At 30.7% G+C, this 16,567-nt stretch carries 15 protein-coding genes; 4 read left to right on the top strand and 11 right to left on the bottom strand.

Features of this window, described 5'->3' with window-relative positions:
* Positions 1–6: 6 nt before the first annotated feature.
* The 8 genes from mip to H3143_RS03225 are packed head-to-tail and all read right to left on the bottom strand — an operon-like array spanning position 7 to position 10,643.
* Complete coding sequence (gene mip / locus H3143_RS03260) at positions 7–1,839, bottom strand: Ig-specific serine endopeptidase MIP (RefSeq protein WP_182078772.1); 1,833 nt, start codon at positions 1,837–1,839, stop codon at positions 7–9.
* 34 nt (positions 1,840–1,873) lie between these two features.
* Positions 1,874–3,274, bottom strand: coding sequence for an MSC_0618 family F1-like ATPase beta subunit (locus H3143_RS03255; RefSeq protein WP_182078771.1), 1,401 nt, complete (start codon positions 3,272–3,274; stop codon positions 1,874–1,876).
* A complete protein-coding gene (locus tag H3143_RS03250) occupies positions 3,274–4,806 on the bottom strand; it encodes an MSC_0619 family F1-like ATPase alpha subunit (protein WP_182078770.1) in 1,533 nt (510 codons plus the stop codon). Before H3143_RS03250 ends, H3143_RS03255 begins: the two co-directional genes overlap by 1 nt.
* Positions 4,807–4,814: 8 nt before the next feature.
* Positions 4,815–7,055, bottom strand: a complete 2,241-nt coding sequence (locus tag H3143_RS03245; RefSeq protein WP_182078769.1) for an MSC_0620 family F1-like ATPase-associated subunit — start codon at positions 7,053–7,055, stop codon at positions 4,815–4,817.
* Positions 7,045–7,536, bottom strand: coding sequence for an MSC_0621 family F1-like ATPase epsilon subunit (locus H3143_RS03240; protein WP_182078768.1), 492 nt, complete (start codon positions 7,534–7,536; stop codon positions 7,045–7,047). Before H3143_RS03240 ends, H3143_RS03245 begins: the two co-directional genes overlap by 11 nt.
* Before the next feature lie 3 nt (positions 7,537–7,539).
* Positions 7,540–8,484 carry an MSC_0622 family F1-like ATPase gamma subunit gene (locus H3143_RS03235; RefSeq protein ID WP_182078767.1) on the bottom strand — a complete coding sequence of 315 codons (945 nt, stop codon included), beginning with the start codon at positions 8,482–8,484 and terminating at the stop codon, positions 7,540–7,542.
* A 6-nt stretch (positions 8,485–8,490) separates the two neighbouring features.
* Positions 8,491–8,988, bottom strand: a complete 498-nt coding sequence (locus H3143_RS03230) for a DUF2714 domain-containing protein (protein ID WP_182078766.1) — start codon at positions 8,986–8,988, stop codon at positions 8,491–8,493.
* A complete protein-coding gene (locus H3143_RS03225; protein ID WP_182078765.1) occupies positions 8,988–10,643 on the bottom strand; it encodes an MSC_0624 family F1-like ATPase-associated membrane protein in 1,656 nt (551 codons plus the stop codon). The genes H3143_RS03230 and H3143_RS03225 overlap by 1 nt, the downstream gene beginning before the upstream one ends.
* A 484-nt stretch (positions 10,644–11,127) precedes the next feature.
* Here H3143_RS03225 and rpmG point away from each other — a divergent pair, with 484 nt between their 5' ends.
* From rpmG to H3143_RS03205, 4 genes are read left to right on the top strand one after another with little or no spacing between them, the layout of a single operon-like run.
* Positions 11,128–11,274: a 50S ribosomal protein L33 gene (rpmG, locus tag H3143_RS03220; protein WP_011113909.1), complete on the top strand. Its 147-nt coding sequence runs from the start codon at positions 11,128–11,130 to the stop codon at positions 11,272–11,274.
* A 16-nt stretch (positions 11,275–11,290) separates the two neighbouring features.
* Entirely contained in the window at positions 11,291–11,665 is a 375-nt protein-coding gene (gene secE / locus H3143_RS03215; RefSeq protein WP_228444784.1) for a preprotein translocase subunit SecE, read from the top strand.
* Positions 11,666–11,692: 27 nt separating this feature from the next.
* Positions 11,693–12,496: a transcription termination/antitermination protein NusG gene (gene nusG, locus H3143_RS03210; protein WP_182078763.1), complete on the top strand. Its 804-nt coding sequence runs from the start codon at positions 11,693–11,695 to the stop codon at positions 12,494–12,496.
* A 23-nt stretch (positions 12,497–12,519) separates the two neighbouring features.
* The gene (locus tag H3143_RS03205) at positions 12,520–13,080 is read left to right on the top strand and encodes a hypothetical protein (protein WP_182078762.1); all 561 of its coding nucleotides are present in this window, start codon (positions 12,520–12,522) and stop codon (positions 13,078–13,080) included.
* A gap of 27 nt (positions 13,081–13,107) precedes the next feature.
* On the opposite strand, the gene H3143_RS03200 is transcribed toward H3143_RS03205, so the two are convergent.
* Genes H3143_RS03200 through mnmG form a run of 3 tightly spaced genes read right to left on the bottom strand, consistent with a single transcriptional unit; the run spans position 13,108 to position 16,379 of the window.
* Positions 13,108–13,836, bottom strand: a complete 729-nt coding sequence (locus H3143_RS03200; RefSeq protein ID WP_182078761.1) for an AAA family ATPase — start codon at positions 13,834–13,836, stop codon at positions 13,108–13,110.
* The gene (rsmG, locus tag H3143_RS03195; protein ID WP_182078760.1) at positions 13,823–14,551 is read right to left on the bottom strand and encodes a 16S rRNA (guanine(527)-N(7))-methyltransferase RsmG; all 729 of its coding nucleotides are present in this window, start codon (positions 14,549–14,551) and stop codon (positions 13,823–13,825) included. Before rsmG ends, H3143_RS03200 begins: the two co-directional genes overlap by 14 nt.
* Positions 14,544–16,379, bottom strand: a complete 1,836-nt coding sequence (mnmG, locus tag H3143_RS03190) for a tRNA uridine-5-carboxymethylaminomethyl(34) synthesis enzyme MnmG (RefSeq protein ID WP_182078759.1) — start codon at positions 16,377–16,379, stop codon at positions 14,544–14,546. The genes rsmG and mnmG overlap by 8 nt, the downstream gene beginning before the upstream one ends.
* Positions 16,380–16,567: the final 188 nt, after the last annotated feature.

Below are 16,567 nucleotides of genomic sequence, written 5' to 3'. Positions count from 1 at the left end.
TCTTTTTTAATGGAATAATCAAGTATTAACGTTTTGTCCAGGATTAATAAGTCTTAATCCTTGGCGATAAGACTTGGTTTGGTTATCATCACCAGTTCCATAAATTAAGTCATATTTAGGTAGGTTGTAATTACCATAATAGTTTTGGTAATTAAACCCATCTGAGTGAAGGGCTAATGAAGTTCCGGTGTTTGTAGAATTATCTGAAGCAAAGATAATACTTACAATTTCGTTTTTATCATTAATTACTGGAGAACCACTTCCACCAGGTGGAACTGCGTAATGATCAAGTAAATAACCTAATCCAGTGTGAGAAAATCTTGTTTCATTAACTCGGTAGAAATCACCCCCACCAAGTCTTGGAACTGTTAAGAAAACATCAGTTAACCCAGGTTTGTTTACGAACGATCTTTGCGTAACAGTTCAAGATAAATCACCACCACCTGTAGCAACACCATTAGTATTTCGTGGTTTATTAATTCAAGGAGTTCTTAAATTTTCAATATTACCATAGATCTCCCGTTGAAGAATTCCATCACTTCTAGAGGTTGGTAAACCAAAAGCATATAAACTATCAGCAGGTAATGATTTGTATTTCTCATCATCTAAATATGAAAATTTAGCTGGTTTGAATTTGTCTTCTTCTTTTCATTCAGCGTAATCATTAGTTACTGCTTTAGCTTCAGCAGCATCTTTAAAAGTAACTCTAATCACACCAAAATCTAATAAGGTTTGAGTAGCTGTATAGTTAGGATCTTGAGTGAATGTATTAGGTTTTTGTTTAAGTGCGTCGTTGCCTAAGAAAACCGTTTTAACGTTAGTTGGATCAACTGAAGTAACTTTTAGATAAGGATCTTGAAACTCACGACCTCTAGCTTGTTGAGGTCTAATTCTTTCACCCACTTTAACCATATCTTGGTTTAATTGGAACAATTCAATCTTTTTAGTTGCAACTTTATTATTACGGATTAAAGCTTGGTTATCACCAGCTAATTGTAAGTGTTGTAATACGTGGAAGTTACTAGCAAAATATCAAGTTGTTGGGTATGAATTATCGCTGGTTCGATCGTAATCTAAAATCCAAGTAGTCCCACTTCAATTACCAGTATTATCTCCCTCATCATGTGAAACATGACTAGAATTGTCTTGTTTCACATCTGAATCAGTTAATTCATTAGTAATTCTAATTGAATAAGTAATCTTAGATAATTGCTTGTATTTATCATTAGCAATTAAAAATGATCGACCAGTATCAACACCTGCTAGATTATTACCCCTACGGTTGTAATAAATGATATTAATTGTTGAATTAGTATCATTTATTACATCAATTGAATTATTTAGGGTTTTATCTGTTTTACTAATTCCAGGCAAACCAAACCCATAAGTATAAGCATCTTCGTATTTTGGTTGACCAAGGGATTGCGCTTTATCATTAATTGCTTTTAATTGTTCGTTTGTTAATGAAAATGGACTAACGTGAGAAGGATCAGCTCGATCTTTTAATCAAAATGAAGGTGGTCTAACTCCGTTATTTCGATTAGCTAGATATCAATTAACAATATTAGTAGTAGCTTTAAAGTTAGGATATTGATCAGCTACAACACGTTGGTTGTTCTCAACTTTGTTGTATCATTGATCAACAGCTGGAATTGGTTTATCAATACTATCAATATCAGGACTGATATTATAAAGTCCATTAGGACCAGTATTGATTGAACCACTAGAACTTTGAGTTCGTGAACTTGGATCAGATCCATTTTTAGCATTCGTACACGAACTAAAAATTAGAGCACTACCTAACGATACTGTCAGATATTTAATTCATCTTTTTTTCATATTAGATGTGGTGGGATTTATTTTTTTTAAAAAACTAAAGATCAACTTTATTTAAATTTAGTTCTTCATCTGTTGGGATATCTAAGTTAGAACCAACGAATGAGAAGATCTCAGGTGATTGGTTGATATATTTACCTTCAACGATACGAATAACTGATTCTAGAGTTTCTTCAAGTGGTACGTATACCCCTTTAGCTTTAGTATAAGCTTCAGCTACAAAGAAGTTTTGGGTAAAGAAGTTTTGTAATTGTAAAGCTTTACGTACAATAATCTTGTTATCCTTATCAAGTTCATCGATCCCTAGAATTAAGATTACGTCTTCTAGATCACGGTATTTTTGTAAGATACTTTTAACTTCAATAATTGCATTATAGTGTCTTTGACCAATGATATCAGGTGAAACTGATGAAGATGAAGAAGCTAGTGGGTCAAAAGCAGGGAAGATATTCTTAGAAGTTTGTTCACGTGATAATACTAATGAACCATCTAGATTACTAAAGATAGAGACTGCTGAAGGGTCAGCTAAATCATCCATTGGTAAGAACAATGTTTGGAACGAAGTAATTGAACCATCTTCTGTAGCGTATAGTCTGTCTTCAACGTTTGATACTTCAGTATCAAGAGTTGCTTGATAACCTCCAGTAATAGGTTTTTTATTTAAACCTGGTGCTACTTCATTACCAGCTTGGATAAATCTGAAAATATTATCAATGAATAATAGTACGTCTTCTTTTTCCACATCTCTTAGATATTCTGCAGCAGTAATCCCATAAGGAACGATTGACATTCTTGCTCCTGGTGGTTCATCCATCTTAGAGATGAACATCATTGAATCTTTCATCAAGTTAGATTGTTCTAATTCTTGGTAAAGTTCAACCCCTTCACGACTACGTTCACCTGAACCAATGAAAATTGATGAGTTTTTCTTAGCACTGTTTGATCTTGAAGAGTTAAAGATGATTTCTTTCATTAAAACGGTTTTACCAACCCCAGCACCTCCAAGAATACCCAGGTTGTGACCCTTAAGAATTGGCATGAAGAAATCGATTGCTTTAATCCCAGTTTCTAGAATTTCATGCTTAGAATAGATCTTCTTTTCTTTTTTAATTGTTGAATTCATTTCAACGTATTTAATATTTTTAGCACGTTCTTTTAACATCGGAATACCAGAGATATCATAGATGTTGTTTTTAGCAGCTTGACCAACAGGTACTTTAAGGGTGTTGTTGGTATTAACAACCTGATCACCGATCTTGATGCTTTGTTTTTGGTAAATAACGATCGCTCTTACACTGGTATCATCAATGATTCTTTTTACCAACAACACACATTGGTTATTGTGTAAAGTTAAGATGAAATCTACTTTTGGTAATTCTTCTTTTTTAAATGTTGCTTCTACAACATTATTTCAGATCTTGGTAATGTGTCCGATCATTATAAAGTCCCTTTCATGTTATCAACAATTTCTTGTAGTTCTTCTGGTTTGAAATCAATAAATTTCTTATCAACATCTATCTGTAAATCGTATTCTTTGAATCTGAAGTACTGACTTAATGCGTATTCAAAGAAGTTACGCATTAAGTCGTCATTAAAGTCTTCACCTGATTCTAAGTGATCATAGATTCACTTAGCAATTGGATCAGTATCAATTAAAGCATTAATAAATGATAATGCTTCTTGTGTTCGATTATCAACCTTACGTAAAGTACCTCAAAGAATTAGTTTAGTAATTAATAGCATGAAGCGTTCAGTATAAGGAGAGAATCCTTTTTGAATGAACAGTTGTTCAATTGCTTTACCTTTGCTGATTAGATCAGCTGCTTCTTCATTAAGGTCGTATTTAAGAGTTCATAACTTACTTTGACGTTTGTAAGCACGGTACTTCTTGTTGATTTGTGAAGCTACTTTAGCAATCACACGTGATTGTACTGAACTACCTAGACGTGAAACTGATAGATCGATGTTGATCGCTGGTAGAATACCGTTAGCAAACAGATCAGTATTAGTTACGATCTGACCATCAGTAATCGAAATCAAGTTAGATGAAATTAATGAAGTAATATCGTTGTTAACGGTTTTAACAATTGGTAAACACGTAATTGATTTACGGTTTGCAAACTTCCCAGCACGTTCTAGAACAGAAGCATGGCTAAAGAAGATATCACCAGGGAATGCTTCTTTACCAACTGGACGGTTAACTAATAATGACATTTCACGATAGATATTAGCGTGCTTAGCCATGTCATCAAAGATTACTAAAACATCTTGGAAATGTGAGATGTTTTCAGCATGAGCCATCGCTACATAAGGAGCTAAGTATTGGTGATATGAGTTAGTAGCAGGTGCATCAATAATAATTGTGTTTTCTAATGCACCGTGCTTTTTAAGAGTTTCATAAACATCAGCCACGTTTTGACGCTTTTGACCAATTGAAACATAAATACATTTAACACCAGTATTACGGATCGTTTGATTAATAATCGCATTAAGTGCGATGTGAGTTTTACCAGTACCACGGTCTCCAATAATTAATTCTCTTTGACCCTTACCAATTGGAGTTAAAAGGTCAATCGCCATAATACCAGTATATAGTTGTTCGTTTAAACGATTAACTTCTAATAGATTTCGTGATGTAGCGAACGCATTAGATGATAATGAGTTTGGTTGAAAATCAGGTTTGTGTTTCTTGGGATACAAGATATTTCCATCAATGTCAATAATGTTACCAAAGTATTGCTTGGTAGTTTTAACATTATTGTCATTATTGGTTGGAATAATCTCATCACCAATTTCAAAGTCAGCATTAGCAGCATCAACGATTAAAAAACCAGTATCAGTTGTAGCACTAATTACCATAGCTCGGAAATTAGGTTTGTTTCTAATCGTAAAAACTTGATTTTGTTGGTATTCAAATTTACCTTCAACTTGAATAACGTAATCTAAAGCAGCAACAATTTTAGGATTCATATGATTTATTAAAATACTCCGATGATTTTGAATGCAATCAGTGCAGTTGAAACTAGTGCAATAGAAGCAATAATTAAAACAGTAATGATTAAAGGTTTGTTTAATTTGTTAATTTGTTTAGTTTTATTGAATGCTAGTTGCATGAAATAAAAACCGTATAACGACATTGAGATAAGTCCCAAGAAGACAGCTAAAACAATTAAGAATGGATTAGCTACTGCTTTTGAGTTGGCTAGAATACCGTTAATATCAGTTGAGAATGATTTTAGTGATGCTTCTAGTTCAGCTTGCTTTTGCGCATCTCCTTTAGCTTGGTCTGAGATTGCATCATAAACCAAGTTAAATGGTCTCAAGGTTTGATTCATCTCTTTAATTTGAGTTACAAGTGAATCAAATTGAAGTTGAGGTGAACCGATTGTTTGCTTAGTTAATGAATCTAATCTTAATAGTTTTCTTCTAGCTTCAGTAAACGAATCGTTGAATTGATTGATGGTTACACCGTTTTGTTGTAATATTGCAAGTAGTTTTGGTTTAAGATCTTCTTTGTTGAAGTCACGAATAAATGCAACAAAGATTCGTTTGTACATCTCACTAACTAGTTGTCAGTACAAGAATTGTGAGTTGATTAATTGGTTTCTTAAGAAGTTTAAGAAGTAACTATCACTTTGATCAGTGCTAAAACCAATACCACGACTTAATATTGTGTTTAGATCATTTTTAAACTCAGGTTTGTTGATCGCTCTCATTGCTAAATAAACCATTTGGAAGATGGTTTGAGGTTCAACATAAACCTTAGTTGCATCAGCATAGTTTAAATCAGCGTTTAGTCCAACAGCTTGATAGAAGTTTAAGAATAGTCTTTCAATAGCTGGATAAGCTAATTCACGGTTTTCATTGATTTGTTGTGCTGTACCACTTAAAGAAACTGTATCAAGCTCTCTTGTATAAGTAGTTCTTGCATCTTTATCAACTGCATCTTGAATCATTACAGTAGCTTCAATCTTACCGTTGTTTAAGCTTAGACTTGTTACTGTGTAACTAAATCTAGTATTAATTGGGTTTTCAAAGTAAAAGAAAACGTCTGATTTATTAGGTTCAGTGTAAGTTGAATAACGATTTAATAACGCACTAGTTGATAAAGTTGAGTAAAGTGATCTTACTTGTGGAACAAATCTAGGAATGTTTTCAATTAGTTCTTTTGGATCAGTTGGAACTGCTTCACCTTCAACTGGAACAGTTGGAGGTAATAAGTTTTCAACAGATTGGCTACTTTGCTGATTCATCTGATTTTGTTCAGCTGGATCCTTATTTTGTTCTAAGTCAAAATCGATGAATCTAGGTTTGATCTTGCTGATAATGTAATCGTCTCAAGTATCAAATTTATTAGGTTTGTTTGAGAAAACTCCAGCATCATTAGTTGATGTTACACGACCATTGATTTCATAGTCTTCACCAACTTTAGGTAGATCTTCATCATTTAAGAAAATCGATGTAGCACCTTGTCTTAGTGCATCAAAGTAAGTTTTTAAAACGTTTTTACCTTCTTCATCTGAAGTGGTATTTTCTACTTTAGCTTTTGCTGCATCTGGATTTGGCGTAATTGAGTTTCCATCACCAGTAATTTCTTTTTCATAGTTGGTAGTAGGTGTATTCCCTCAAATCTTATTTTCATAAGTTTTACCATTGAATACGATCGTACCTTTATTGAATTCTTTATTAGCCGAAATTACATAAGGATAAACGATGTCTAAACCAAATTTTGAAGGGTTAGATATGATCTGATCCTTATTTTTTTGAAAGAAGGCTTTAAGCTGAGAGTAATAAAGAGTTCTATTAAACTTGTCTTCAAAAGATAAATCACTTTGGTTTTTAACTGATTCAATCTTTTGATCAACAAGATTATCCTTACCTAAGAAAACTGCATCAATGAAATCCTTGATTGCGTCTGACATCTTAGCATCAATATCAGCCTTAAGCATTTCCAAGTTTGCTGGCATTCTTGGAGGTTGCTCAGGTTTATTAGCATCAGCACCATTGTTATTATTATTCATCACTGGTGCATTAGGATCATTTGGTTGTGTTGGAGTTGAAGGATCTAACTCTTCACCAGCATGATTAATTAGCTTATATTCATTAATTGAATTTTTATGATGAGTAATTACTCCACTAAGAGTAGAAGCAAATACCGCAGGAACCATAAATCCAAATTGTCAATAAATCAATCGTTTTAATTTACTTTTATTTTTCATTTTTATCGACCTTTTTTTCTGCTAGATTGAAATTGCGAATTAACGAGTAAAACTTTTTTTCTTTTCTTACAGCATTGTAATCAATCAACTCTTGGAAGTTTAAACCTAAATTAATCTTAGATTCGTAATATGATAATTTCTTATTAAATTCAGCAATCTTATCATCATATTTTTTGATCCTGAATTTGTAATCGATTCTTAGTGGTTTGAATTTATCATCACTATAAATCGTGACTTTGTTGTTTTCAATCTTGATAAACGAGTTACGGATAATGTAGTAATCTTCTTCATCAGCAACTGGATCATAGATCTTAAAGAAAACGTTTTCAATACTAATTAATGAATTATCTTGAATTAAGTCCCATTCATCAATCTGGTTAACATTAAGCATGAAATAACCTTGCTTGTAACCGAATAGTTTGTTGTTGTATCGAATGAATTCGATTTCTGATGGAACAGTTTTAAAGTTGTGTTTTGCCATAATCTAATCCATGTCTCCATCCTTTTTTGATTCCATCTTAATTAAGGATTCGCTGCTTCTTGTTAACATTTGTAGTTCTTGGATTTCAAGTTCACGTTTTTGTTTTAAGATCTCGCGCCTTAGATTAAGTAAGGTGTCATCTAGATCACTTAATGTTTTGTTGTATTGAACAAGACTGTTTTTAGCAACTATCAGTGATGATTCAACTAGTAATGAAGTAACTACGTTTCTTAGATAAGAATTAATCTCATTAACTATGAATTCTTGTAAGTTGTTATACAACTTGTAGTTTTCAATGTTTTCTACGATCGTATCAGCCTTTTCATAATAAGAAGTATCTAATTCAAAATGCTTGATTGGTAAGATCTTTAAGAATTTATTTTTAATCTTATTCGAATTAATTACGAAGTTGATATCAATAATATCACCAGATTCGATCTTCAGACGAATGATTTCAGGAATCGTTTTACTTAATGCACTGAAATCATTCTCATCATAATGTTGAACAACTTCAAGATTATTCTTAAGACAGAAGTTTTTAGCATGTTCACCAATTGTGATGAATTGGTCTTCTTGAACATTTTCTTGTCTTAGAATCGCACGATCATATCTTGAATAGTTATCAGCAGCAGCGTTTTGAGTTTCTGTTACATAAATCCATAAACGCTTTTTGCTAACAAAGAACATGTCTTCAACCTTATCTAAAGTAAGATTAATGATCTTGTTATCAACTAATGAAGTGCTTTCTTCATAAAAAGGATTCTTTAAATTAAATTTCTTGTGTAAGATATCTAATAATGTTTTTGAATGGATTGCTCTTTTATAAAAGTATTCAAATCGTTTAGATAACTTAAAGATCTTAATTAAAGCAATATCACGTTTCGAACTTACTAGGGTGTAAATGTTTTTTAAACTAGCTTGTTTACGCTCGAGTTTTTTAATGTCCATAAGAAATTACGCGTTAATGATCTCATTAGAAAACACAACCTTTAATTGGTTAGTTTCTTTAGAACGATAAACAATAATTCCATCAACAACTTCGACAATCTTGTTTTCATCAAATAACTGATGATTCATTAATAGATTGAATCTTTCAGCTAAGATTTTTAATTCTTCATTTTCAGTTAAATCAGATTTAAGATTAACCCCATCAGATTGAGAAGATTCAACTGTAGTTACTGCAGGAATCAATTTCGTGAAAGAAAAACGAATGTTTTTAGTTCAAGAAATGATGAAGTTATCATAAATGATTTGTAGGTGGTTAGCTACAGCATGCTTAAGCTTTTCAATAAACATCTTAGCTTGATGTGAGTTTTCATCTGTGTTGGTTTGTAACAAAGCTGTGTTGAATAGTTGAGAGAACTCAACAAAGTCATGGTGTTGAACTAAAGAAGGATAACTTGTTTCAATAATTTCTTCTTGTGCGTGGTTATTTTTATTTTTGTTTTTCATTATGAATTAACTCCTGATTGATTATTTAATTCTTGATTAGATTGATTAGTATCTTTTTGGTTGTATTCTTCTTGGGTTTGAGAGATCTTAACCTTATTAAAGTTAAAGATTGTGTTCTTATTAATAAAGAAGTAGATAAAGTAAATACTTAATACTACATAGATAAAGTTAAGACTTAAGATGATTGCAAGTAATGCATATAAGATCTGATTGATTGATAGATCAGAGTTTAATGATTTTAGTGAGAAGTTTTGATTGTTAACTAAAGTGTTGTTAAACGTAATTAAGAATACACTAGCAACAATAAATACAGATACTAAACTTAAGCTTACGATAATCCCAGCTGATTGTTTGTTAGCACTAACAATGTAAGTTAGGATTACCAACAATGTAATTAAAGTAATGATTAATAAACTGATATAACCATTAGCTGTATCAAAGTTAGTACGGTTGAAATCTGAAGCAATAAATGTAGCTCAGATTAATAACAATGAACCTGAATGATAAATATTATTGATAACTGGAGTTTTGTTTCTTCTAATTACAAAGAAATAAACTAATCAGTAAGTTAAGAACAATAATGTTCCCACAATTCAGAATCAGTTAGTACCTAGATCAACGTTGTTGGTAACAATAACATTATTATCTGGGTACTTACCATCAGCTAAAACTTTGATGATACCAAACACTAAAGTGATTAAGATGATGAAAGAAAAAGCGATTGTTCCATAAGCTTTGCTCTTCAAATCATCATTAATCAGTTTCACAAAGAACAACTTTAAGTTTAATAAAGTGTATAGGTTAGATAAGATGAATAATGTAATTGATAAGGTAATTAAAACGAATAATAAAACAACTCTAGCAGGTGATAAACCAGTTGTTAATGAGTTGATAAAGTTAAGTACCTTATTGTCATTAAAGATGACTCTTGGGTTTTGACCACCTTTAATTAATTGATCTAAGAAGATAAATAAGATGATTCAACTAATTACTTTAGCTGAGTAAGTAATTAGGATAATATATAAGTTTTTATTACTAATTGGTTGAATCTTCTTATTTAAGAAATAACCGATTAATCAGTAAGCATAGTTAAGAATTACTAATAAGACATTTAATGAACAAACACCTAAAACAGTTGCTAAACTGCTTTGGTTGTTTGTTCATCCTAATAGTAATGCTCCACTAATCACACTTAAAGCAGTGTAAATAATGAATCAAATTCAGTAACGTTTAATTCGGTGATTGATCGAACTAACGTTTTGATAATTTCATCATAATGAAGTAATAAAAACTAAATATAAACCTATTAATCTTAATAGGACATAGAAGTTAATACTTTGAAATGTTGGGTTTTGAAACTGAAACAGTGCTGTGATTGGAAACCGATTGGGATCAATCCCAGCTTGCATCGCGTTACCCATAGCATCTCTTTGGGGAAGCAAGTTCACCAAGAACAATCGCTCAGGCAACATAATAAAACCAACACTAAATGAAAATAAGATTAAAAAGATTAATAAACGATAAAACAAAACGAGTTTAGCGTTTTGTTTTATCGAAACAACTTCAGATTTTAGTTCGTAAAATATGTTATTGTTTGGTATCTTAAATAATCTTTTAAACTTATCTAAATTAATTGATAATTTTTTAACAGACATTTAGATTTACCTAATAAGCTCAACGTGATCAATCTTCACATTTTAATGATAAACTAGATCTCACCCAGCTATATCAATATAGGCTTATCAGCAATTAATTGTTTATATTGATAAATTATAACGAAAAATAATAATTATGTAACCCTAAAATCTTTATTAATTAGTCTTTTTAGGTTTTAATAACTATTAAGAAATACAACTATCCTTAATATATATTTTAATATACAGGCTTTTATATTAATAGGGGATTTTGTTATTATTTGCTAGATTGATAATTTAATCATATGATTAAGTTTGTTGATTTTTGACTCAAAATCTCTTTGATTTACCAAAGCCACCCCAACAACACTCTATTTCCGCCCTATATATAAATAAAACTAAACCTGGTATTTTGATTTAAAATAATATCAACAACCAAGATAATTAATTGATATATAATAATGATAAGTGCTTTATTAAAAGCATTTTTTTAATATTTGCCATAATGCGAAAAAAGATTATTTTGATTTGTGAGCACTGCTTAAATCGTAACTACACAACAACAAGATCTAAACTTGAAACAACAAGATTAGTTCTTAATAAATATTGTTCTAGTTGTAATCAAAAGACCGTTCATAAAGAATCGCACTAAGATATTGGGTAAGATTATGGATAATAAGAATAAAAATATTAATCTAAGAAAAAATCCAAAGGTTATTCTTGAAAGTTATCAAGACGATAACATTAAAAAAGAACAACAAAAGATTAAAGAAGAAGCTTTAGAACAAAAAAAGCTTAAAGAAGAACGAGAAGAACAAGAATACCGCGAACAAGTTCAAAGAGAAAAGAAGAACAAGGGTTCGATTGGACTTAGACTAAAGCGTTGGTGATTTGGAATGGAAAAAGAATCAAGAAGAATTACTTGATGCACTCCTAAGTTGTTGATTACCAACTTCTTAATCGTAATTGCGATTGTGGCTTTTTTAACTGGTGCATTATTTGGTATAGACCAAATCTTTAATGCGATCGGGATCTTAAAATAATTTTTTTTAACAAAACTATATTAAACAATGAGTAAGAAATCTACTGCGCAATGATATATTGCCACAACCACTAATGGAAACGAAGATTCTGTTATTAAAACTTTAAAAGCTAAAGTTAGAGCACTTCACTTTGAAGACCAAATCTTGGACTGTAAGGTTATTAAGTTTAGAAGTGTGGAAGAAACTATCTTTGATAGTAATAATCCCACACATAATATTCCCGCTACAATGCGTAATAGTACCTATATTAAATGGGTAACTGTTGATAATGGTGTTTATAAGAAATATAAGATAACTGATACTAATAAATATCCTGGATACATCTACATCAAGATGGAGATGAATGAAGCGGCTTGGTTTGCTGTTAGAAACACCGTTAATATTACTGGAATTGTGGGTTCATCTGGTAAAGGAGCTAAACCAATTCCGATCTCTTCTTCAGAAGAATTAGACTTATTAAATGGGGAAGCTTTTGACCCTAATTATCGTATTGTAATTACACCTAATGCGATTATTGAAATGGATCGTACTTTATTCAACGAACGTGGTGAGCTGATTCTAGATGAGAATGCAACTAAAACAATTGTTCATAAGAAAAAATCTGATTCAGCTGATAAGTATGGGGATATGTCAACTGAAAAAGAACAAGTTGATAAAGCCATGGAATTCAAAGTTGGTCATATGGTAGATATCAACTCAGGTGATTATTCAGGTCTTAGTGGTCAGATCTCTAGAATTATTGACAACGACGAATATATTGTTGATGTTCAAATTCTAGGTAAACTAGTTAGCGTTAAACTTAATAAAAAACAACTTAAACTTTCAGTTTAAGTCATCTTACTCAATTCCATAATATGGGAATTAATGATACAAAATTTGATATCGTTTCAAGAAAAATCTCAAGATTAAGAAGAAGAACGAAGTTCTTAATATCTTATTCATTAATTTGAATTATCTTGAATCTGATTTTAATTTTAGCAGTAGCGATTTCGTCAGCTCAATACCAACAAAAAATGTTGGAGTTTACTAAGGGTATGATAACTGAGCAGGTTTTAGAAAACCAAAAATTGTTCTGGATTATTACGATTATTTTATTGAGTACGATTAATCTTATTTTGCTCTTAATTAAGGTTATTTTGAGCAATGTTTTTTATCAAAAAAACCAGCAATTAAACGAGTTTTATCCAGATAAATTTACTCGTCTTAATAAAGTTGTGCGAGTCGGTGGTTATGCTCCCTTCATCGGGTTGATTGCTTGCTTTAGGATTCTAAAAAAAGCAGATGAAATTTGAGTAGAATTGCAAGCTGATTTAGTTAAAAAGAAATCTGAGATCAATATTAATGATGTAGATGTCAAGCCTAACGAGCAATTAAAGAGCAACTCTAGAGAACTTGTTGAAGCTAAAGAAGAATAAAAAAGGTAGATCAATTGATCTACTTTTTTATTTACTATCCAAAATGTACTTCTTAATTGGTTTGCACAACTTATCTACTCTGAGATAGTTGTAAGCGTGATCAATTCGATTTCTCATTGTTCGCGAGCTATCTATTTGATAATCAAAGACATAATCACCATATATGTATTTTAAGTTTTCTATAAACTTATGGTGATCAACCATAAATCGGTTAAATTGAATAACTAGTAATTTAACATGTTCTTTTTTAGGAATAATAGTTAAGAAAGAGTTGATGTCAAGATGATTCTTTTCTTCTTCATAACGTTTAGCATTAATTGTGTAAAAACAATGATCGCTCAATTTGATAATTGTGTTATGAACTGGTTTGTCTTTGTAGTTTAGATCAATGACTACGTAGTGGTAACGTTCCGTTTTAAAATCCTTAAATAGTTTGCTAATAATTCTAGCTTGTTGTTTATCAGTTGCATTTTGGAATAACTTAACCAAATCCGCATTGATATTAAGCATGTCAAATGGATAAAATGAGTAGAAATGTCTAACTGCTCTTCCAAGAATGATTTTTTCTAAAATATAATCTTTTGCTAAATCTGCATCATCATCAAAATGAGGAAGAGCGTTATATTTGTTATCAAAACCCAAATATAATACTCTATAACCTTCAGTAACTAATGAAATAACTAATCCAATTGCGGTAGAAGTTTTACCTGAATGTTTAATGGTCGAAGTGACCGTTATATATTTAGTGTTTTGCATTATCAATCAATTCTTTTTTAATTTTGCTTCATTCTCTAGGATATTTCAGTGAAACTATAGCTTTTTTATTATAAAAAACATTAACTAAAAAATAATTGTTAAATTTATATTCGTATCAATTATTGAAAACCAAACCAAGGTCTGATAAATACTTCTTTGCAAACTCCATTTCTTCTAGATAATCTCTAGATTTAAAATGAATAATTTGTCCATTTAACTTTAGTAATTGTGTTCCTAGTTCATTCAAAACCGCAATTTTTGAAACGGCTTGAGAAAACACGTAAACAAAATACCCACGATATTTTTCTAAAAAAGAACTATCTTCAATTCTAGACGAAATTGCAAAAACACCGGTAAAATTTAACTTTTTTATCACTTCACTAATAAAAGTAATTTTCTTAGCATTTGAATCAACCAAATAAACATTAAGTTGTGGATATATTATTTTGATGATTAATCCTGGAATGCCTGCACCCGTTCCAATATCGAGAACGTTTAATGTTTTATTAGAAAATGTTTCGCTTAAACTTTGTGCTAGCAATATTGTTTTAACGCCTAGCATTTCAGCTATCAATTCTTTAGTCTTGTACCCTGTTAAATTAAAAAGTTGATTATTATGATGTATTTCTTCTAAAAAGAAGGCGATATCTTCGATTTGTTTATCAGTTAATAAAATATTAAGTTCGTTTAAGGAATTTTTAATCAGTTTAAGCATTTTGTTCCAGATGAGTTTTTAAAGAGATAATGTCAGCTAAGTTGATACCACTTATGCGTTGCGCTTGAGCTAAATTCAGTGGCCTTATTTTGTTCAATTTATCAATCGCTTCGATCGAAAGATTTTGCACTGTATCATAAACAATATCTTGAGGAATTTTAATGTTTTCTAAGTTCTTTAACGAATTAACAATTCTAATTTCTTTTTTTATATAACCTTCATATTTTACGGTAATTTCGACATTTTTTAATAGTTCAATATCGTACTCACTATAATCAAATTCGATCGTATTTAACAAATCTACTAGTTTGATTTCTGGACGTTTTAAAAATTCATAAAGAGAAAAATTAGTGTTGTTAGTATGTGCTCTTAATAGCGTATACCTACCTACCTTTTTATCCTTTAATAATTCAATTAACTTGTTTTTCTTTTCTAGGTTTTGGTTATACAAATCCATTTGTTCTTTAGATATAGTGCCAATTTCATAACCTTTTTTTAATAATCTGTCTAAAACATTATCATTTCTTAATAATAATCTATATTCAGCACGAGATGTTAATAAACGATAAGGATCAGATATCCCCTTAGTTACAATATCGTCAATCATAACTCCAATATATGATTCATCTCTAGACAAGATTAAAGGTTCTTTATTTTTAACCTTCTGATTAGCATTTATACCTGCTATTAAACCTTGCCCAGCAGCTTCTTCATAACCGCTAGTTCCGTTAATTTGTCCGGCAAAAAAGAGGTTTTTTATTAGTTTAGATTCTAGAGAAGGATATAGTTGTATTGGATCTATTGCATCGTATTCAATTGCATATCCATACTTAATAACCTCAGCATTTTTTAATCCAGGTAAAAGACGAATAATCTTATCTTGAACAGAAACATCTAAAGAAGTAGAAAAACCACCTAAATAAACAGTATCAAGTTCTAAAGATTCTGGCTCAATAAATATCTGATGTCTTGGTTTATTAGAAAATCTAACTATTTTATCTTCAATACTAGGACAATATCTAGGACCAACACCAGTTATATTTCCCGAATACATGGCAGATAAATGTAAATTATCGTTAATAATCTTATGTATTTCTTCTGTTGTATGAATTAAATAACAAGGTAATTCGTAATCAATATATTTATTTTTAGATCAGTGCGAAAAATATAAATCTGTTCCGTTTCCTGGTTCTATTTGCAGATCTGAATAATCGATTGAATCTTTTTTAATTCTTGGAGGTGTTCCAGTTTTCAATCTAATTAATTCAAAGCCATTTAATTTAAACCACTCAGATAAATTATTAGAATTTTTAAAACCTTCTGGACCTTCGTTTTTAACGTTTTTACCGCTAAATGTTAACGATTTCAAATATGTACCTGTAGTTATTATTACAGCATCTGCCTCTATTTTTTTAACATCATTGATAACTACTCCAGTAGCTGTATCACCATCCTTAATTACTTCTGTTACTTCACCTTCAACTAGTTCAATATTCTCGTTATTATCTATTTGTTCTAAGAATCACTTTTTGTAATGAACCTTATCGATTTGAAATCGTAAACATTGAACCCCTGGTCCTTTTGAAGAATTTAAAATTTTTCTTTGTAGTGCAGCGCTATCAGCAGCTACTGCTTGCATTCCACCTAAAGCATCTATCTCTCTTGTTACAATTCCTTTAGCAGGACCTCCTACTGAAGGGTTACATGGACAATTAGCTACGTATTTTCTGTCTAAAACACAAAGATAAACCTTATTTTTTAGCTTTGAAAGTATAAAAGCAGCTTCTAGACCAGCGTGGCCTGCTCCTACTACGATAAATTTATTCATGGGTGTTTTAGTTATATAAAGTCCGACTTTTAAGTATAAAAATAGATTAATATTTTTAAGAAAATTAACAATAGGCTTTATAAATTTATAAAATATAATTGTAGTTTAGTATTTTTTGTAAGGAAAATATCTACACTTAAAATATTGAACTAATGACAAAATAACTTCGTTTAAATTTGCATATTAGA

This window comes from Mycoplasma tullyi (assembly GCF_014068355.1).
Classification (GTDB): domain Bacteria; phylum Bacillota_I; class Bacilli_A; order Mycoplasmatales; family Mycoplasmoidaceae; genus Mycoplasmoides; species Mycoplasmoides tullyi.
Note: the sequence above shows the minus strand (reverse complement) of the source record. Positions and strands in the feature narration are given on the sequence as shown.